18 protein-coding genes are annotated in these 18,971 nt (G+C 71.1%); 10 read left to right on the top strand and 8 right to left on the bottom strand.

Annotated elements, in window-relative coordinates:
* The 7 genes from ACIBCT_RS11820 to ACIBCT_RS11790 all read left to right on the top strand — a co-directional run bounded on the left by ACIBCT_RS11820 (window position 1) and on the right by ACIBCT_RS11790 (window position 6,308).
* Window positions 1–555 carry a F0F1 ATP synthase subunit B gene (locus ACIBCT_RS11820; protein ID WP_399187486.1) on the top strand — a complete coding sequence of 185 codons (555 nt, stop codon included), beginning with the start codon at window positions 1–3 and terminating at the stop codon, window positions 553–555.
* Window positions 555–1,364, top strand: a complete 810-nt coding sequence (locus ACIBCT_RS11815) for a F0F1 ATP synthase subunit delta (protein ID WP_399187484.1) — start codon at window positions 555–557, stop codon at window positions 1,362–1,364. The genes ACIBCT_RS11820 and ACIBCT_RS11815 overlap by 1 nt, the downstream gene beginning before the upstream one ends.
* A gap of 23 nt (window positions 1,365–1,387) precedes the next feature.
* Window positions 1,388–3,037 carry a F0F1 ATP synthase subunit alpha gene (atpA, locus tag ACIBCT_RS11810; protein ID WP_399187482.1) on the top strand — a complete coding sequence of 550 codons (1,650 nt, stop codon included), beginning with the start codon at window positions 1,388–1,390 and terminating at the stop codon, window positions 3,035–3,037.
* Window positions 3,038–3,040: 3 nt separating this feature from the next.
* Window positions 3,041–3,940, top strand: coding sequence for a F0F1 ATP synthase subunit gamma (locus ACIBCT_RS11805; protein WP_399187480.1), 900 nt, complete (start codon window positions 3,041–3,043; stop codon window positions 3,938–3,940).
* A gap of 1 nt (window position 3,941) precedes the next feature.
* Entirely contained in the window at window positions 3,942–5,369 is a 1,428-nt protein-coding gene (atpD, locus tag ACIBCT_RS11800; protein WP_399187478.1) for a F0F1 ATP synthase subunit beta, read from the top strand.
* Window positions 5,370–5,435: 66 nt separating this feature from the next.
* On the top strand, window positions 5,436–5,843 hold the full coding sequence (locus ACIBCT_RS11795) for a F0F1 ATP synthase subunit epsilon (protein ID WP_399187476.1): 408 nt from the start codon (window positions 5,436–5,438) through the stop codon (window positions 5,841–5,843).
* Window positions 5,844–5,885: 42 nt separating this feature from the next.
* On the top strand, window positions 5,886–6,308 hold the full coding sequence (locus ACIBCT_RS11790) for a DUF2550 domain-containing protein (RefSeq protein ID WP_399187474.1): 423 nt from the start codon (window positions 5,886–5,888) through the stop codon (window positions 6,306–6,308).
* Between the two features lie 58 nt (window positions 6,309–6,366).
* Here ACIBCT_RS11790 and ACIBCT_RS11785 read toward each other — a convergent pair whose 3' ends face one another.
* On the bottom strand, window positions 6,367–6,957 hold the full coding sequence (locus ACIBCT_RS11785) for a cob(I)yrinic acid a,c-diamide adenosyltransferase (RefSeq protein ID WP_399187472.1): 591 nt from the start codon (window positions 6,955–6,957) through the stop codon (window positions 6,367–6,369).
* A 63-nt stretch (window positions 6,958–7,020) separates the two neighbouring features.
* Between ACIBCT_RS11785 and ACIBCT_RS11780 the strand changes: the two genes are divergently transcribed.
* Both ACIBCT_RS11780 and ACIBCT_RS11775 read left to right on the top strand, forming a co-directional pair.
* A complete protein-coding gene (locus ACIBCT_RS11780; RefSeq protein WP_399187470.1) occupies window positions 7,021–10,242 on the top strand; it encodes a S41 family peptidase in 3,222 nt (1,073 codons plus the stop codon).
* A 275-nt stretch (window positions 10,243–10,517) separates the two neighbouring features.
* Window positions 10,518–10,835 (top strand): STAS domain-containing protein, encoded by a 318-nt coding sequence (locus tag ACIBCT_RS11775; RefSeq protein ID WP_399187468.1) that lies wholly within the window; start codon window positions 10,518–10,520, stop codon window positions 10,833–10,835.
* Between the two features lie 135 nt (window positions 10,836–10,970).
* Here the strand turns inward: ACIBCT_RS11775 and ACIBCT_RS11770 are convergent, their stop codons facing one another.
* The 6 genes from ACIBCT_RS11770 to ACIBCT_RS11745 form a co-directional block, all read right to left on the bottom strand.
* The gene (locus tag ACIBCT_RS11770) at window positions 10,971–11,552 is read right to left on the bottom strand and encodes a TetR/AcrR family transcriptional regulator (RefSeq protein WP_399187466.1); all 582 of its coding nucleotides are present in this window, start codon (window positions 11,550–11,552) and stop codon (window positions 10,971–10,973) included.
* Window positions 11,553–11,699: 147 nt separating this feature from the next.
* Window positions 11,700–13,184, bottom strand: a complete 1,485-nt coding sequence (locus tag ACIBCT_RS11765; protein ID WP_399187464.1) for an aldehyde dehydrogenase family protein — start codon at window positions 13,182–13,184, stop codon at window positions 11,700–11,702.
* Between the two features lie 308 nt (window positions 13,185–13,492).
* Window positions 13,493–14,116 carry a response regulator gene (locus ACIBCT_RS11760; protein WP_399187462.1) on the bottom strand — a complete coding sequence of 208 codons (624 nt, stop codon included), beginning with the start codon at window positions 14,114–14,116 and terminating at the stop codon, window positions 13,493–13,495.
* 3 nt (window positions 14,117–14,119) lie between these two features.
* Complete coding sequence (locus tag ACIBCT_RS11755; protein ID WP_399187460.1) at window positions 14,120–15,544, bottom strand: sensor histidine kinase; 1,425 nt, start codon at window positions 15,542–15,544, stop codon at window positions 14,120–14,122.
* Complete coding sequence (locus tag ACIBCT_RS11750) at window positions 15,541–16,383, bottom strand: ABC transporter permease (RefSeq protein WP_399187458.1); 843 nt, start codon at window positions 16,381–16,383, stop codon at window positions 15,541–15,543. Before ACIBCT_RS11750 ends, ACIBCT_RS11755 begins: the two co-directional genes overlap by 4 nt.
* Window positions 16,384–16,590: 207 nt before the next feature.
* Complete coding sequence (locus tag ACIBCT_RS11745) at window positions 16,591–17,433, bottom strand: ABC transporter ATP-binding protein (protein ID WP_399187456.1); 843 nt, start codon at window positions 17,431–17,433, stop codon at window positions 16,591–16,593.
* Window positions 17,434–17,684: 251 nt separating this feature from the next.
* Here ACIBCT_RS11745 and ACIBCT_RS11740 point away from each other — a divergent pair, with 251 nt between their 5' ends.
* Window positions 17,685–18,068: a VOC family protein gene (locus ACIBCT_RS11740; RefSeq protein WP_399187454.1), complete on the top strand. Its 384-nt coding sequence runs from the start codon at window positions 17,685–17,687 to the stop codon at window positions 18,066–18,068.
* 187 nt (window positions 18,069–18,255) lie between these two features.
* On the opposite strand, the gene nucS is transcribed toward ACIBCT_RS11740, so the two are convergent.
* The gene (gene nucS, locus ACIBCT_RS11735) at window positions 18,256–18,915 is read right to left on the bottom strand and encodes an endonuclease NucS (protein WP_399187452.1); all 660 of its coding nucleotides are present in this window, start codon (window positions 18,913–18,915) and stop codon (window positions 18,256–18,258) included.
* Between the last annotated feature and the right edge of the window lie 56 nt (window positions 18,916–18,971).

Below are 18,971 nucleotides of genomic sequence, written 5' to 3'. Positions count from 1 at the left end.
ATGATTCAGGCAGCTTCGCTCCTGGCAGCGGAGGAGGGGCAGAATCCCCTCATCCCGCACACCTACGAGCTTGTCGTCGGCGGCTTCGCCTTCTTCGTCGTCCTCTTCGTCGTCGGTCGGATCCTCACCCCGCGCATCCAGAAGACCCTGGCCGAGCGGACCGACGCGATCGAAGGCGGCATCAAGCGAGCCGAGGACGCTCAGGCCGAGGCCCAGGCGCTGCTCAAGCAGTACAAGGAACAGCTCGCCGAAGCCCGTCACGAGGCCTCGCGGCTTCGCGAGGAGGCCCGCGAGCAGGGCGCGCAGATCAAGGCCGAGCTCCGCGAGGAGGCCCAGGCCGAGGCCCGCCGCCTGATCGAGGCCGCGCACCTGCAGATCGAGGCCGACCGTCAGCAGGCGTTCGCCCAGCTCCGCGCCGAGCTCGGCCGTCTCTCGATCGACCTGGCCGGCCGCATCGTCGGGGAGTCGCTGGAGGACGAGGCGCGTCAGCGCCGTACCGTCGACCGGTTCCTCGAGGAGCTCGAGTCGAGCAGCAGCAGCGCGGCGGTTCGCTGATGAGGGGTCTGAGCAGGGCCTCGCTGGCCGAGGTCGAGGAGCGCTTCAACGCGGTCGCGGGAAGCGCCGACCTCGGCACGCTGGCCGAGGAGCTGTTCTCGGTCGCCGACCTGTTCGACCGTGAGCACGGACTCCGCCGCAGCCTCTCCGACCCCGCGCGCCCCGCGGCGCAGAAGACGCAGATCGTGCGGGTGCTGCTGGAAGGCAAGATCAGCGAAGCCGCGCTGGAGACGGTCGTCGCGGCCGTGTCCGCGCGGTGGACCCGCTCGGCCGACCTGGCCGACTCCCTGGAGCGTCTCGGAGTCGTGGCGGCCTCGGCCGAGGCCGAGGCCCAGGGCAGGCTCGACGAGGTCGAGGACGAGCTGTTCCGGTTCGGGCGCATCGCCGCCTCGGACCTGGAACTGCACCGCTCCCTGACCGCGCCGGCCGCGCCCGAGGGGGCCAAGCGGGAGCTGATCGGCTCCCTGCTGGCCGGCAAGGTGGCCCCCACCACCCTCCGCCTGGTGAACCAGATCGTGCTGCATCCGCGAGGACGTAGCCTGGACGTCGGGCTGGAAGAGTTCGGCAGGCTGGTCGCCGCCCAACGGCAGCGTCTCGTCGCGGTGGTGCGCAGCGCCGTCGTGCTCTCGGAGGAACAGAAGAGGCGGCTGGCCACCTGGCTGCGCGCCTCGTACGGCCGCGACGTTCATCTGAACGTCGAGGTGGATCCGCGAGTGCTCGGAGGGTTCTCGGTGCACATCGGGGACGACCTCATCGACACCACCATCGCGGGACGAATCGAAGAAGTCCGCCGCCGGTTGGCCGGCTAGGCGAATAGGGAGACTGAAGAGAGATGGCGGAGCTTACGATCCGACCGGACGAGATCCGGGACGCACTTGAGCGCTTCGTCCAGGCGTACGAGCCGGAAGGTGCCGCGCGCGAGGAGATCGGGACCGTCGTCGACTGCGGCGACGGCATCGCCCATGTCTCCGGCCTTCCCTCGGCGATGGCGAACGAGCTGCTCGAGTTCGAGGACGGCACGCGTGGCCTGGCGCTGAACCTGGACGTCAGGGAGATCGGCGTCGTCGTCCTGGGCGACTTCAGCAAGATCGAGGAGGGCCAGTCGGTCCGCCGGACGGGCGAGGTCCTGTCCGTGCCGGTCGGCGACGGCTTCCTCGGCAGGGTCGTCGACCCGCTGGGCGTGCCCATGGACGGCAAGGGTCCCATCGAGGCCGAGGGCATGCGCGCCCTCGAACTGCAGGCCCCCTCGGTGGTCCAGCGCCAGCCGGTGAAGGAGCCGCTGCAGACCGGCCTCAAGGCGATCGACGCCATGACGCCGATCGGCCGCGGCCAGCGCCAGCTGATCATCGGTGACCGTGGCACGGGCAAGACCGCCGTGGCCGTGGACACCATCCTCAACCAGCGGGAGAACTGGCTCTCCGGCGACCCGGACAAGCAGGTCCTGTGCGTCTACGTCGCCATCGGCCAGAAGGGCTCCACGATCGCCCAGGTCAGGGGCCGCCTCGAGGCGGCGGGCGCCATGGAGTACACCACCATCATCGCCGCCCCGGCCTCCGACCCGGCCGGCTACAAGTACCTCGCCCCCTACACCGGTTCGGCCATCGGCCAGCACTGGATGTACCAGGGCAAGCACGTCCTCATCGTCTTCGACGACCTGACCAAGCAGGCCGACGCCTACCGCGCCGTCTCCCTGCTGCTGCGCCGCCCGCCGGGCCGTGAGGCCTTCCCCGGCGACGTCTTCTACCTACACTCCCGCCTGCTGGAGCGCTGCGCGAAGCTGTCGAAGGACATGGGCGGCGGCTCGATGACCGGTCTGCCGATCATCGAGACCAAGGGCAACGACGTCTCGGCGTTCATCCCCACCAACGTCATCTCCATCACCGACGGCCAGTGCTTCCTGGAGACCGACCTGTTCAACGCGGGTGTGCGCCCGGCGATCAACGTCGGTGTCTCCGTCTCCCGGGTCGGCGGCTCCGCGCAGGTCAAGGCCATGCGCAAGGTCGCCGGTACGCTCCGGCTCTCGCTGTCGCAGTTCCGTGACCTGGAGGCCTTCGCCTCCTTCGCCTCCGACCTGGACGCGGCCTCCCGCGCCCAGCTGGAGCGCGGCCAGCGTCTGGTCGAGCTGCTCAAGCAGGCCCAGTACAGCCCGTTCCCGGTGGAGAAGCAGGTCGTCTCGGTCTGGGCCGGCACCACCGGCGAGCTCGACGACGTCCCGGTCGAGGACATCCGCCGCTTCGAGGCGGAGTTCCTGGACCACCTGGGCCGCGAGAACAAGGGCATCTTCGACGGCATCCGCGAGACCCGGGAGCTGTCCGACGACACGGTGACGGCCCTCAAGGACGCCATCACCGAGTTCAAGAAGGGCTTCGAGACCTCCTCGGGCGAGCACCTGGTCAACGACGAGCCGGTCGCCGCGCTCGGCGAGCGAGAGGTCGGCCAGGAGAAGATCACCAAGCAGGTCCGCACGGGCGAGAAGAAGTAGCCGATGGGTGCCCAGCTAAGACTGCTGCGCAGGCGGATCAAGTCGGTCAGGTCCACGGCGAAGATCACGCGTGCCCAGGAGCTCATCGCCTCGTCGCGCATCATCAAGGCGCAGCAGCGGATGCAGGCGGCCGTGCCGTACGAGCGGGAGATCACCCGCGCCGTCACGGGCGTCGTCAGCAACACCTCCAGCGTCGACCACCCGCTGACGCAGGCGAAGGAGCAGGCCACCACGGCCGCGGTGCTCATCGTCACCAGCGACCGCGGGTTCGCCGGCGGTTTCAACGCCAACATCCTGCGCGAGGCCGAGGCCCTGGGCAACCTGCTCAGGGGCAGGGGCGTCACGCCCGTGCCGTTCGTGGTGGGCCGCAAGGGCATCACGTGGCACACCTTCCGTGGCCGCGAGATGGGCGGGCACTGGGACGGGTTCTCCGACAACCCCTCCTACGCCGACGCCAAGAGGATCGCCGAGACGCTGATCCAGACGTTCTCGGCGGAGGACGGCGCGGACGAGATCCACATCGTCTCCACCGAGTTCGTCTCGATGCTGACGCAGGAGGTCGTGGTCAAGCGGATCCTTCCCCTGGAGGTCGAGGAGACCACGGAGAGGTCCGACACGCCCCTGCCGTACTTCGAGTTCGAGCCCACCGCCGGCGACGTGCTGGACTCGCTGCTGCCGAGGTACGTGGAGTCGCGCATCTTCAGCGCGCTGCTCCAGTCGGCGGCCTCCGAGCACGCCGCCCGCCGCCGGGCCATGAAGTCGGCGACGGACAACGCCAACGAGCTCATCCGCGTGTTCACCCAGCAGATGAACCAGGCCCGCCAGGCCGAGATCACCCAGGAAATCAGCGAGATCGTCGGTGGCGCGAACGCGCTGGCTGACGCCGCAGCGGGGAAAGAGTGAAATGACCGCACAGACTGTTGAGACCGGCGTGGGACGCGTCGCGCGGGTCACCGGTCCCGTCGTCGACGTGGAGTTCCCCGTCGAGGCGATGCCCGAGATCTACAACGCCCTCACCGTGGAGGTCTCCCTTCAGGGGCAGACCCGTCTTCTGACCCTCGAGGTCGCCCAGCACCTGGGTGACAACCTCGTCCGGGCCATCTCCATGCAGCCCACCGACGGCCTCACCCGTGGCGCCCCGGTGACCGACACCGGCGCGGCCATCTCGGTCCCCGTCGGCGACGTCGTCAAGGGCCACGTGTGGAGCACCCTGGGCGAGTCCCTGGACGTCGAGACCTCCTCGCTCCAGATCACCGAGCGCTGGGGCATCCACCGCCCCTCGCCCTCCTTCGACACCCTCGAGTCGCGGACCGAGATGCTGACCACCGGCATCAAGGTCATCGACCTGCTCACCCCGTACGTGCAGGGCGGCAAGATCGGCCTGTTCGGCGGCGCGGGCGTGGGCAAGACCGTCCTGATCCAGGAGATGATCCGCCGGGTCGCCCGCAACTTCGGTGGCACCTCGGTGTTCGCCGGCGTCGGCGAGCGCACCCGTGAGGGCAACGACCTGTGGCTGGAGATGGAGGAGGCGGACGTCCTCAAGGACACCGCCCTGGTCTTCGGCCAGATGGACGAGCCCCCGGGCACCCGCCTGCGGGTCGCGCTCTCCGCGCTCACGATGGCGGAGTACTTCCGCGACGTGCAGAAGCAGGACGTGCTGCTGTTCATCGACAACATCTTCCGGTTCACCCAGGCCGGCTCCGAGGTCTCCACCCTGCTCGGCCGCATGCCGTCCGCGGTGGGTTACCAGCCGACCCTGGCCGACGAGATGGGTGTTCTCCAGGAGCGCATCACCTCGACCCGCGGTCACTCGATCACCTCGATGCAGGCGATCTACGTCCCCGCGGACGACATCACCGACCCGGCCCCGCACAACGCGTTCGCGCACCTCGACGCGCAGACCGTGCTCTCGCGGCCGATCTCGGAGAAGGGCATCTACCCCGCGGTGGACCCGCTCGACTCCACCTCGCGGATCCTCGACCCGCTGATCGTCGGCGAGGAGCACTACCGCGTGGCCCAGGAGACCAAGCGGATCCTGCAGAAGTACAAGGAACTGCAGGACATCATCGCGATCCTCGGTATCGACGAGCTCTCCGAGGAGGACAAGGTCACGGTCAACCGGGCCCGCCGCATCGAGCGCTTCCTGTCGCACCCGATGTACGCCGCCGAGGCGTTCACCGGCCAGCCCGGGGAGAACGTGCCGCTGGACGAGACCATCGCCTCGTTCAAGGGTCTGTGCGCCGGTGAGTACGACCACCTGCCCGAGCAGGCGTTCTTCATGGTCGGCGGCATCGACCAGGCCGTCGCCAAGGCCAAGGAACTCGCCCGCTAGTCGCCTTCGGCGCCGGTGCGGCCTCGGCCGCACCGGCGCCTGGTTCGATAAGGAACTGGAGAGAACGTGGCGAAGCTGCGAGTAGGCGTCGTCTCGCCGGAACGGGAGATCTGGTCCGGCGAGGCCGACATGGTCATCGCCAAGACCGTCGACGGCGAGATCGGTATCATGCCCAGACACGCGCCCGTGATCGGCGTTCTGGTCGAGGGCGGCGTGCTGACGATCAAGCGGGGCGACGGCGAGTCGGATCTGGTCGCCGCCGTCCACGGAGGCTTCCTCTCGGTGGCCGACGACGAGGTGTCGATCCTGGCGGAGCTGGCCGAGCTCGGCTCCGAGGTCGACGTCGCCCGGGCCAAGAGCGCGCTGGAGCGGGCTCAGTCCTCGGTCGATTCCGGCCAGGAGGAAGAGGACGCGACCGCCGGAGCCAAGCGCGCCAGGGCCAGGTTGCGCGCGGCCGGGGAAGAAGTCGGATAAATTCTGCTTCTTAGCGGTACGGGTTCTTGGGGGCGAGCAGACATGGTGATAGCGGACGTACTCATCGTGGTGGGGTTGCTCGTCGCCCTCGTAGCCCTGCTGGCACTACGGGTGCTCGTCCTGACCCGCTCGCGAGGATCGGTGCTGTGTTGTCTCCGCTCCCTGTCCAGGGAGCGAGGGTGGCGGGTCGGTGTGGCCCGCTACGCCGACGGGCACCTGAACTGGATCCCGCTCATAGGTCTGCTGCCAAGGCCGCGCCACGTCATCGTGAGGCGCGGCCTTGTCGTTTCCGGGCGTCGCAAGGTCGGACCCGGGGAGTTCTACGGGTTCATCGAGGGCGTGACCGCGATCGAGTGCCGCAGCGGGGACAGCGCCTACGAGCTCGCCATGGGGTACCGGGCCCTGACGGGTTTCGTCGCCTGGCTGGAGTCCGCCCCGCCCAGCGCCTACCTCGACGTGGCCTGAGCGGCCCCCTCCGGCCAGGACGGGCCGGAACGGGCCGTGGCGGGCCCCAGGATCGCCCTCAGCGGGTTCCGCCGGGCTTCCAGAGGATCTCCTCGCCCCCGGCCGCCACGCGGCAGAGAATGAACATCAGGTCGCTGAGCCGGTTGAGGTACGTGGCGGTCAGCGGGTTGACGTCGTCGTGAGCCTCCAGCGCCGACCAGACGGCCCGCTCGGCCCGCCGGACCACGGTCCTGGCCACGTGCAGCGCGGCCACCGCCGGGGGGCCACCGGGCAGGATGAAGCTGCGCAGCGGCGTGAGGCGCTCGTTGAACTCGTCGCAGCGCGCCTCCAGCCACTCGACGTAGGAGGGCTCGACGCGCAGCGGCGGGAACTCGGGGTTCTCCACGACCGGGGAGCACAGGTCGGCCCCGACGTCGAACAGCTCGTTCTGGACCCGGACCAGGACGGCGGTGACGTCCTCGGCCAGGGAGCCCGCGGACAGGGCCACGCCGATCGCCGCGTTGGCCTCCTCCACGTCCGCGTAGGCGGCCAGGCGCGGGTCGGTCTTGCGGGTACGGCTCATGTCACCGAGCGCGGTCGTGCCGTCGTCCCCGGTACGGGTGTAGATCTTGGAGAGCACCACCGGGTTGTCTCTGTCAGCTCGCGTCATCGTTTCAGCGTATCGGCCGGGAATCGCGCTGTTTAATTTCAACCCGGACAATATGATTCACCGATGGTTTCTGGTTTCTACCTGCGATTCCCCCACCTCTCCCGTGACACGCTGACGTTCGTCGCCGACGACGACGTCTGGACGGCCCCGGTGGAGGGGGGCCGGGCCTGGCGGTTCTCCTCGGACCGGGCCCCGGTGAGCCACCCCTACCTCTCGCCCGGTGGCGACCGGATCGCCTGGACCGGTGTGCGGGACGGGGCTCCCGAGGTCTACCTGGCCGATCTGGGGTCGGGGGCGTCCGAGCGGCTGACCTACTGGGGGGACGCGCGGACGCGCACCCGGGGCTGGACCGCGGACGGCGGGATCCTCGCGATCAGCGCGACCGGCGGCGCCTTCGCGTCGCACGTGTGGGCCCACCGCCTCGATGAGCGGGGAGTCGCCGAGCGGCTGCCGTACGGCCCGGTCAACGACCTGTCGATCGCCCGGGACGCCGGCGGTCCCGGCGCGGGGGACGACACAGAGGGGGACGGCGCGGGGAGCGCCGCGGCCACGGTGGCGCTGCTGACCGGGGGGCTGTCGCGCGACCCGGCGGTCTGGAAGCGCTACCGGGGCGGCACGGCGGGCCGCCTGTGGGTGCGGCGGGGGGAGGGGGACTTCACCCGGATCCTGACCGGGCTGAACGGTCACCTCGCCTCCCCGATGCTCGTCGGCGGGCGGCTGGTCTTCCTCTCCGACCACGAGGGCGTCGGGAACCTCTACTCCTGCGAGCCGGACGGCCGCGGCCTGCGCCGTCACACCGACCACGAGACCTTCTACGTCCGCCACCCGGCCACCGACGGGACCAGGATCGTCTACCAGAGCGCCGGTGACCTGTACCTGCTGGACGGCCTCGACGCCGAGGCCCGCAGGCTCGACGTCACGCTCGGCTCCCCGCTGTCCGGGCCGCGGCCCTACCGGGTCAACGTCTCCCGGCGGCTGCACGACCTCGCGGTGGACGCGACCGGGCGGGCCAGCGCGGTGGAGGTCCAGGGGAGCGTGCACTGGCTCACCCACCGGGACGGCCCGGCCCGCCAGCTCAGCTCGGGCCTGTCGGCGGCGCTGCCCCGCGTCCTGGGTGACGACCGGGTGGTCTGGGTCGCCGACGACGGCGGGACGCAGGGGCTGGAGATCGTCCCGGCCGGGGGCGGCGAGGGCCGCAGGATCGCCGTGGGCCGGTTGGGCGAGGTCGGCGACCTGGCGGTCGCGCCCGACGGGAACACGATCGCGGCGACCTCCAGGGACGGCCGGCTGTCCCTGGTCGACGTGGCCTCCGGGGAGGTCGTGGAGCTGGCGAGGGCGGACGGCGAGATCCGCGACCTCGCCTGGTCGCCGGACTCGGCCTGGCTGGCCTGGTCGCACCCGGACGGCCCCCAGCTGCGCCGGATCAGGCTGGCCCGGGTGGCGGACCGGACCGTGACCGACGTCACCGACGGGCGCTTCACGGACGTCTCGCCCGCGTTCACCGGGGACTACCTGGCGTTCCTGTCGCGCCGCGGGTTCGACCCGGTCTACGACGCGCACTCCTTCGACATGTCCTTCCCCTTCGGCTACCGGCCCTACCTGGTGCCGCTGTCGGCCACCACGCCCTCCCCGTTCGCGCCCAGCGCCGAGGGCCGGGCCGCCTCCACCGCCCGGCAGGACGAGGGCAAGGAGGAGGAGACCGCGATCACCGTGGACCTGGAGGGCATCGGGGGCAGGGTCGTCCAGGTGCCGGTGCCCGAGGGCCGCTACTCGGACCTGCGGGCGGTCAAGGGCGGGTTCACCTGGCTGCGCGAGCCGCTGGCCGGGGAGCTCGGCGAGGACCGCGACCAGGTGGGGGGCGAGCGGCCCCGTCCCGCTCTCGACCGCTACGACCTCCTCAAGCGCACGTGCGACGAGGTCGTCGACAAGCTCGACTGGTACCGGGTGAGCGGTGACGGCACCCAGCTCGTCGTCAGCGACAAGGGCACGCTCACGGTCCGCCCGGCCGACGGCAAGCCGGGCGGCAAGAACGGCGACGACACGACCGTCGACCTGTCCAGGATCCGGATCACCGCCGACCCGCAGGCCCTGCGGCGGCACGCCTACGCCCAGATGGGCCGCAGGATGCGGGCCGACTTCTGGGTCGAGGACATGGCAGGCGTGGAGTGGGACGGCGTGCTGGAGGAGTACCGGCCGCTGGTGGACCGCGTCGCCACCGCCGACGACTTCGCCGACCTGCTCTGGGAGGTCATGGGGGAGCTGGGCAGCTCGCACGCCTACGTCTACGCCGCCCCGTGGGGGCACCCGGCGTCCGAACCGGTCGGGCTGCTCGGCGCCGACCTGTCCAGGGGCGAGGACGGCCGCTGGCGGGTGGACCGGGTGCTGCCGCCCGAGTCCTCCGACGTGCACGCCCGCTCGCCGCTGGCCGTTCCCGGGGCGGGGGTGCGGCCCGGGGAGGCGCTGCTCGCCGTCGACGGCCGTCCGGTGCCGCCGCAGGGCCCGGCGCGCCTGCTGGTGGGGGCGGCGGACAAGCCCGTCGAGCTGACCCTGGACGGTGGCCGCCGGGTGGTGGTCACGCCGCTGCGCGACGACCGGCGGCTGCGCTACCAGCACTGGGTGGCCGGGTGCCGGTCGCGGGTCAGGGAGCTCGGGGGCGGGCGCCTGGGGTACCTGCACATCCCCGACATGGTCGCCGAGGGCTGGGCGCAGTTCCACCGGGACATGCGCCGGGAGATGCGCTTCGAGGGCCTGGTGGTGGACCTGCGGGCCAACCGGGGCGGCCACACCTCGGAGCTGGTCGTCGAGAAGCTGCTGCGCCGGGTCATCGCCTGGGACCTGCCCAGGGGCATGGCGCCGATCACCTACCCCGAGGACGCGCCGCGCGGCCCGCTGGTCGCGGTCACCGACCAGAGCGCCGGCTCCGACGGGGACATCGTCACCGCGGCCTTCAAGCTCCACGGGCTCGGCCCGGTGGTGGGCACCCGGACCTGGGGCGGCGTGATCGGCATCGAGGACCCCCACCGGCTGGTCGACGGCTCGCACATCACCGTCCCCCGGTTCTCCTTCTGGTTCGAAGGGCTCGGCTGGGGGGTGGAGAACCACGGGGTGGACCCCGACGTCGAGGTCGACATCGCGCCGGACGACTGGGCGGCCGGACGGGACCCGCAGATCGAGGAGGCGGTACGGCTCGCGCTGGCCGCGCTGGACAAGCGCCCGGCCGCGACCCCGCCCGACCGGGCCACCCGGCCGTCCCGCGGGCGCCCGGCGCTGCCGCCCCGCCCGTAGGAGGTCCCGTTCCCTCGCCCGGGCTGTCCGGGGCCGTTCCAGGGCCGGCCGGTCAAGGGATCGTCAAGGAATCCGCTTCGAGCCGCGTTTTATTTCGCATTTCGGGCAAGGAAGCATCATGGTGGTAGGAAGGGTGAATGTGATGGTGGGGGAGGTTCGCGCCTTCTTGCATGCCGTGACGTCGTACGAATGCGGTGCGTGATCCGTCGGTCAGGATGACGCACCGCCGCTGTGCCCGGCCGCGTCCGCAGCGCGGTCAGGCGTGAGGAGGAGGCATGCGCGTCCCCGGCAATTCCCAGGCCCAGGTGGTCGATGTCGGAAACCGTCTCGACGCGGGAACCGTCGCCGGAGTGCGGCCACGGCTGCACGAGGCGGTCGACACCGGGAACGGTGATCTGATAGTGGATCTTTCCGAACTGGAAATGATCGACGCCACCGGTCTGGGCGTGCTCGTGGGCACGCATCGCCGGGCCCTGAGCGCGGAACGCCGCCTCATCCTCAGGGGCGTGCCCCCGAGGATCATGCGGGTACTGGCGGTGACCCGCCTCAACCGGGTCCTCACCGTGGAGCTCCCGGTGGCGGCGATGGCCTGACCGGGCCTGACCGGGCCTGATCGGCCTGGCCGGCGTTCCCGCCCGGTCCCTGCTCGTCCCCGGGGCCCGTTCCGGTCTCGCCCGGGCCCCGGTAGGTCGCGCGTCCCCTCGGATCGCCGGAGGGCGCGGTCCGCCTCAGGTCACGAAGGACCGCCGGAAGATGTGCGTCGCGGTGCTGATCAGGCTCTCGACCGGCGGGGGGTCGTCGGACAGGACCCACTCGATGAGCAGCTCCTGGACCGCTCCTATCATGCCCAGCGCCAGCAGGTGCTGGTTGGCCTTGGTGGCCTCCGGCAGGTCGGCGACGTTCGCCTTGATCGCGTCGACGAAGCCCGCCACGCCCAGCTGCCGGGAGGTGATCAGGCAGTCGCCCGCCCGGCGTACCTCCATGTGCAGGATCCGCGCCCGGCGCCTGTCCTCGGTGACGAAGCGGATGTACTCGGTCACCCCGGCCTCGACCCGGTCGGCCAGGGTGTCCGGAACCTGGTCGATGGCCTTGTACATCGACTCCAGGGTCTCCTGAATGCACCGCGCGTGCAGGGCCTGCATCAGTTCCTCGCGCCCGGAGAAGCATTCATAGAAGGCGCGATTGGAGATGCGCGCCCGCGCGCACAATCTCTCGATCGTGGTCTCTGGGAATCCGGGGTCGGAATAGAGGACGTACGCCGCGGCGATCAGGCGTTCCCGGCGTTCCGCCAGACGCTCCTCCGGCGACATTCCTCGATATGACCGTCCGTTCATGTCAAGCTCCCACGGGTCGGTGTGAGGTTGACGGACATTCGCTTTATCACTTCCACCTCATGATCCTGGCCCCCAGAATTAACCATTATGGGTGCAAGATCCTTTTTGTGGAAGGGGTGGTCTTTATTGTTTACGTCGTCCGTGCAAGAAGGTGACAAGCCTGATCAGCCGGTCAAGTTCCTTCTCGCCCCGGGTGAACGAGGTGAGGTTCATCCCGGGCAGCGCGAACCTCTGGCGGGAGACCGCCTTGGGCCGGGCGAACTCCCGTAGCCCGTCCGCGCCGTGGATCCGGCCGAACCCCGAGTCGCCGACCCCGCCGAACGGCAGCGCCGGGATCGACGCGAAGGAGATGACCGAGTTGATCGCGGTCATCCCGCCCCGCATCCGGCGGGCGAGCTCCACCGCCCGCCGCGCGTTCCCCGAGAAGACGGTCCCGGCCAGCCCGTACGCGGTGGCGTTGGTCTTCTCCAGCGCCTCCTCCACGTCGGCGACCCGCTTCACCGTCACCGTGGGGCCGAACGTCTCCTCGCGGACCGCGGGGGAGTCCTCCGGCACGTCCTCGACGATCACCGGGTCGACGAAGGGCGCCCGCACCGAGCCGGCCCCGCCCACCACGGCCCGGCCGCCGGCGACCGCGTCGTCGATGTGCCGCCGGATGACGTCGATCTGGGCGGGCATGGTGATCGGGCCGTAGTCGCGACCGGCCCGCACCCGCCCGGCCCGGTCGGTGAGCTCCTTCATGAAGGCGTCGTAGACCGCGTCCACCACGTAGATCCGCTCCACCCCGACGCAGGTCTGGCCCGCGTTGGAGAGCGCGCCCCACAGCGCCGCGTCCGCCGCGGCGGGCAGGTCGGCGTCGGCGTCCACGATCAACGCGTCCTTGCCGCCGCACTCGGCGACCATCGGCGTCAGGTTCGTCGCGCAGGCGGCCATCACCCGCTTGGCGGTGGCCGTCGAGCCGGTGAAGGCGATCTTGCTCACCCCGGGGTCGGAGGCCAGCGCCGCACCGGTCTCGCCCAGCCCGGTCACGGTCCGCAGGACCCGGTGCTCCGGTACGGCCTCGGCGAACAGCGCGGACAGCAGCACCCCCACGCCCGGGGTCAGCTCGCTCGGCTTGAACACCACCGCGTTCCCCGCGGCCAGCGCGTAGGCGATCGACCCCATGGGCGTGAACACCGGGTAGTTCCACGGCCCGATCACCCCGACCACGCCCAGCGGCAGGTACTCCAGGGTGGCCGCGATGTTCGCCCCGACCAGGCCGGGGGAGACGCGCCGCCGCCCGAGCACCCGGTGGGCGTTCCTGGCGGCCCAGTCCAGGTGGGTGACGGCCAGCACGACCTCCAGGACGGCGTCCCCCCTGGGCTTGCCGGTCTCGGCGTGGACCACGTCGGCGATCCTGGACAGGTCCCGGGTGAGGAGCGCCTTGTAGTCGAGCAGCCGCCGCCTGCGCTCGGCCGGGCCCAGCCCCGCCCACCAGGCGGCGGCGACCTCCGCCTCGGCCACGGCGGCGCGCACCGCGGCGGCGTCCTGGATCGGATGGGTGCCGACGACGGCGCCGGTGGCGGGGTCCAGGGAGTCGAAGGTGCGCTGTCCGGTCACCGTGGTCAAGGTCGTCTCCTCTGCGCCGTGGCGGATGCCCGCGCGGGCGGCGCGCCTTCGGCGGCGGGGACGCCCGCCACGAGGGCGGGACGCCCGCCACCCGCGAGACGCGGCGAGCCGTGCGGACACGGTGCGCTCACGATAGACCCGATGCCGCGGTCCGGTACACCGGGACCGGCCCGTCCGGCCTCTCCGGTGCCTCCGGTGTCTTCGGTGTCTTCGGTTCGTCCGGTGCCTGCGGTGGTCCGGTGCCCGTCCCGCGCGGCCGGCCGGGAGCGGGAGCGCGGGGCTTCGGGAGCACGGGTCCCGCGGGGGCGTCAGCGGGTGAGCAGGCCCCGGTCCATGGCCGTGGTGACGGCGGCGGTGCGGTCGGAGACGCCGAGCTTGCCGAAGGCGCGCAGCAGATGGGTCTTGACGGTGGTCTCGCTGATGAACAGGGCCCTGCCGATCTCCGCGTTGGTCATCCCCCTGGCCACCAGGGAGAGCACCTCGGTCTCGCGCGGCGAGAGCGACTCGGTCACCGGCGCCCGCATCCGCGTGACCAGCCTCGTCGCCACCGACGGGGAGAGCACGGTCTCCCCGCGCGCCGCGGAACGGATCGCGGCCAGCAGGTCCGCCCGGGAGGTGTCCTTCAGCAGGTACCCCGCCGCACCCGCCTCGACCGCCCGGACGATGTCGGTGTCCGTCTCGTAGGTGGTCAGCACGATCACCCGGCTCTCCGGCCGGTCGGCCAGGATGCGGGGGATGGCGCTCACCCCGTCCCCGTCGGGCATCCGCAGGTCCATCAGGATCACGTCGGGGCGGATCGCCCCGGCCCGCACGACCGCCTCGTCCCCGGACGCGGCCTCGCCCACGACGGTGATCCCGGGATCGGCCTCCAGCATCCCCCGAAGCCCCTCACGGACCACCGGGTGGTCATCGACGATCATCACGTGCAGCATCCGTCATCCTCTCCCGCCGAGCCGGTCGATCCGCCCGGCCGCGCGACCCCGGCCGGTCGTGCCGGCCCGCTCGGCCGTGCCGGGTCGTTCGGCCGTGCCGGGTCGTTCGGCCGTGCCGGTAGGGCCGGTCGTGTCAGGCCGTTCGGTGGGGCCGGTCGTGTCAGGCCGTTCGGTGGGGCCGGTCGTGTCAGGCCGGTCGGTCCGTTCGGTCGTATCGGGTCGTTCGGTCGTGCTGGCCCGTTCGGTGGTGCCGGTACCGCCGGTGGGGACGATCACCTCGAGCGAGGTCCCGCCGCCCGGCGGGCCGGTCACCGTCACGGTCCCGCCGACCTGCTCGACGCGGCCGCGCATGCCGCGCAGGCCGTACCCCCGGGAGACGGACGGGTCGAGCCCGCGCCCGTCGTCGCGCACCTCCAGACGGACCGACTCCTCCCGGTAGGAGATCGACACGACGACCGACTCCGCGGCCGCGTGCCTGCGCACGTTGGCCAGTCCCTCCTGGACGGCGCGGACGAGCACCACCTCGACCGGTGCGCTCAGCGGCCGGGACGTCCCCGACACCTCGAAGCGGGCGGACAACCCCGTCTCCTCGCCGAGCCGGCCCGTCAGCCGCTCCAGTGCCTCGTCCAGGGTGGAGCCGTCCAGCGGGGCCGGGCTCAGCGTGGTGACCAGCAGCCGGGCCTCGGCGAGGTTCTCCCGCGCGGTCCGGACGGCCAGCGCCAGGTGCCGGGACGGGTCCTGCTGCGCCTCGGCCGCCTGGATCAGCATGATGATGCTGGTGAAGCCCTGGGCCAGGGTGTCGTGGATCTCCCCGGCCAGCCGTTCGCGCTCGGTCTGGGCCCCGCGCTCGGCCGAGAGCGCGGCCACCTGGGCCCGGCTGTTCTCCAGCTGTTCGATGAGCATGGCTCGGTCCTCGCTCTGCGCAGTGATCTTCTCGATCCAGACACCGAAGATGCTGGAGAAGAAGATGATGATGGTCATCACCATCAGGAAGTTGAACGGCTCCGACGTCAGGAAGACGTAGCGGACGGTCGGGGAGAGGTTCAGCGCGATCACGGCGACGATCGCCTGCCTGGCACGGAAGACGATGAAGCACTGCGGGCAGAGCCCGAACAGGGCGAACGTCGCGTCCGGCGCGAACAGCCCCGCGGGGGTGAAGAGCGCGATCATGACGACGATGTAGGCGATCTCGCGCGGGCGGTTCCCGGAGAGGATCGCCGGGCGGCCGAGCAGCAGGTAGAGCGGGAGGATCGTCAGCAGACAGCCCGCGACGACCAGTTTCACGTGCGTCGGGGCGTCGGAGGTCACCGCGAACCAGGTGGGCAGCAGCGTCCCGATGACGAGGAGCGCCTCCCACCCGCGAAGCGATCGCCACGCGTGCGCCCCCGCCCCCCGAAGGAGGGGCTCGGCGCGGTCGTCGGCTCTCATCCGTCGCGACGGCTCTTCCAGCGGAACGTCATCAGGCACAGCACCAGTCCTCCGACGGTCCAGGCTCCCAGGACCAGGGCGACCCGGTCCAGCTCGTAGGAGTTCGCAAGCTCCAGTGTGGCACCGGCGTCACCCAGGAAGACCGACCGGAACCCCTGGCACATCCACTTGAGCGGGAAGAGCGAGGCGATGTTTACCAGCCAGGACGGGAGCGTGAAGACGGGGATGAACACCCCGGAGATGAACTGCAGCACCGTGAACGGCAGCGTGATCACCGCACCGGCGCTCTTGGCCGAGCGGGGCAGGCCGCTGATCGCGACACCGAGCAGCGACGATCCGACCACGCCGAGCACGAACACCCAGGCGAAGGTGAACCACCTGGACGCCTCCGACGGTAGCTGCAGGTCGAACAGCGCGACCCCGATGACCAGGAGGATGACGACCTGCAGGAAGGAGACGAACAGGGTGGTGAGGGCCTTGCCCATGAAGTAGGCGCTCCGCGGCAGCGGCGTTCCGGCCAGCCGCTTGAGCGTGCCGTTGTCGCGGTCCATCGCGATGGTGATCCCGAGGTTCTGGAACCCCGTCATCGCGGCGGTGCCGATCAGCCCGGCCACGTAGAGCTGGGAGACGGTCAGGCCGGTTCCCTCGACCTGGCTGGAGAAGATCGAGCCGAAGAGCACCAGCATGATGATCGGGAAGGCGAAGGTGAAGATGACCGCGTCCCTCTCGCGGAAGAACATCCTGCTCTCCAGGGCCGCGCGGGCCAGTCCCAGGTGGACGGTGGAGGGCTGTCGCGTCTCGGCGGGCGGGGCGGCGGGGCGGGCGAGGGTCTGGTTCATCCGGGAAGTACCTTTGCGGGTCGGTCGGCGCGGGGGGCCGACGCGCGGGTTCGACGTTTGGAAGATGTTCGGGAAGGGGGGCGGGGATTCGAGGGCCTGGAGTTCGAGGGTCCGGGATTCGGGGGCGGGACGGGGCGGCCGTCGACCGACCGGTCGCCGGCAGGGTCCGCACCCGGGGCCGGCGTGGAACCGGTCCCGGGGAGGGGGTCAGGCCGGGGTGCCGATGAGGCCGAGGTAGATGTCCTCCAGGGACGGCCGGGTCACGGTCAGCTCGGGGACCTCGCCGTCGAAGCGGCCGGTCAGCTCCAGGACGGTCGCGGTGGGCGTGTCCGTCTCCACGAAGCGGCGCTCGCCCTCCTCGGACCAGCCGACCACGGCCTTGGCGGTGGCCCTGCCGCCCAGGGACGCGGGATCGCCCTCGGCCACGATCCGCCCCGCGGAGACCACCGCCACCCGGTCGGCCAGTGCCTCGGCCTCGTCCAGGTAGTGGGTCGTCAGCACGATCGTGGTGCCGTCACGGGCCAGGCCCTCGATCAGCTCCCAGAAGCGCCTGCGGGCCTCCGGGTCGAACCCGGTGGTCGGCTCGTCCAGGAAGAGCAGGTCGGGGCCGCCGATCACGCCGAGCGCGACGTCCACCCGGCGCCGCTGGCCACCGGAGAGCTGCCGGATGCGGCTGTTCGCCTTCCCGGTCAGCCCGACCAGCTCGATCACCTCGTCCGGGTCCTTGGCCCGCGGGTAGTAGCGCGCGAAGTGCCGGACGGTCTCCCGTACGGTCGTCTCGGCCACGTCCTCGGCCGTCTGCGGCACGATGCCGATCCGCGACCGCCACGCCCGGGTGGGACTGCCGGGATCGACGCCCAGGACGCTGACCTCGCCGGCGTCCCTGGTGCGGTGCCCCTCCAGGATCTCGACCGTGGTGGACTTCCCGGCCCCGTTCGGGCCGAGGATCGCGAAGACCTCGCCCGCGTGGATGTCGAGGTCGATACCGGCGACGGCCTGCACGTCGCCGTAGCGCTTGGTCAGGCCTCTCACTCTCACCGCTGTGCTCATGTCCCCAGCCTCGCGTCGGCGAGGCCGCGGCGGGACCAACGTTCGACGGAGCCGGTTGTCCACCGAACGGAGGACGCGCGGAGGACACGCGGAGGACGCGCGGAGGACACGGCGGGGGACGTCACCGGCGAGCGCGATCGGGTGCGTGCCTCGCCGTGGCCGGCGTTGTATCCTCTGCGAGGGCATCAAACGTCGTCACCGGTCGGGTGAGGCGCACGAGGTGTCCGGGATGCCTTTGGGGGCATTTCAGCATGGCTGTTCATTTCAATCACACGATCGTCTTCTCCCGGGACAGGCAGGTCTCCGCCGAGTTCCTGGCCCACATCCTCGGGTTGAAGGTCGGCAGGCAGTGGGGCCCGTTCCTCCCGGTGGAGACGGCCAACGGTGTCACCCTGGACTTCGCGACCAGCGACCAGGAGACGATCACGGAGCACCACTACGCGTTCCTGGTCGGCGAGGACGAGTTCGACGAGATCCTCGGGCGGGTCAAGGCGGCCGGGGTCACCTACTATCCGGATCCCCGGCTCTCCCGCCCGAACGAGATCAACCACAACGACGGCGGGCGGGGTTTCTACTTCCTCGACCCCGACGGGCACGGCATGGAAGTGATCACCGTCCCCTACGGCGGCTGGTGACCACGGGCCCCGCCCGGCACGTCCGCGCCGCAGGGGCCTGAGCCCGCACTCCCGTCACGCCCGCACCGGTGGGAACGGCGTCGCGTCCACGCCGGGCGGGCGTGATCCGCGGTCTCCCCGACGCCCGGAACGCTCAGAACGCCAGGAGCGCCAGGAACGCCAGGAACGCCCGGAACGACCGGAACGCTCAGAACAGCGTGTCGTTGCGCTCGATGCCGCGCAGCTCGTCGTAGTCCAAGGTCACGCAGCGGATACCGCGGTCGGTGGCCAGCGTCTTGGCCTGCGGGGCGATGCTCTGCGCGGCCAGGACGCCGCTGACCGGGGCGAGCAGCGGGTCGCGGTTCATCAGCTCCAGGTAGCGGGTCAGCTGTTCCACGGCGTCGATGCCGGCGCGGCGCTTGAGCTCCACGGCGACGGACGCGCCGGTGTGGTCGCGGCAGAGGATGTCGACCGGCCCGATGGCCGTCATGTACTCGCGGCGCACCAGGGTCCAGCCCGCTCCCAGGGTGGTGATGTGCTCGGCCAGCAGCTCCTGCAGGTGGGCCTCGACCCCGTCCTTGATCAGGCCCGGGTCCACGCCCAGCTCGTGGCTGGTGTCGTGGATGATCTCCTCCATGGTGAGGACCAGCTGCTCACCGGTCTTGCCGTGGGTGACCGTCCAGGTGCCCTCCTCCTCGCGGAGCCTGCACGGCGGGTTCATCCAGTTCAGCGGCTTGAAGGCCCGGTCGTCCGCGTGGATGGAGACGCTGCTGTCGGCCTTGATGAGAATGAGCCGGGGTGCCATCGGAAGATGGGCGGTGAGCTTTCCGACGTAATCCACGCTGCACCGCGCGATGACCAGACGCATGACCGAACCCTACCGGCCGGACGGTCCCCGGATCCCCGTGATCCGTTCGGCCGGCA

Origin of the sequence: Streptosporangium sp. NPDC050855 (assembly GCF_044456585.1) — a bacterium.
GTDB classification, from domain to species: domain Bacteria; phylum Actinomycetota; class Actinomycetes; order Streptosporangiales; family Streptosporangiaceae; genus Streptosporangium; species Streptosporangium longisporum.
This window is presented reverse-complemented; position numbering and strand designations above follow the sequence as displayed.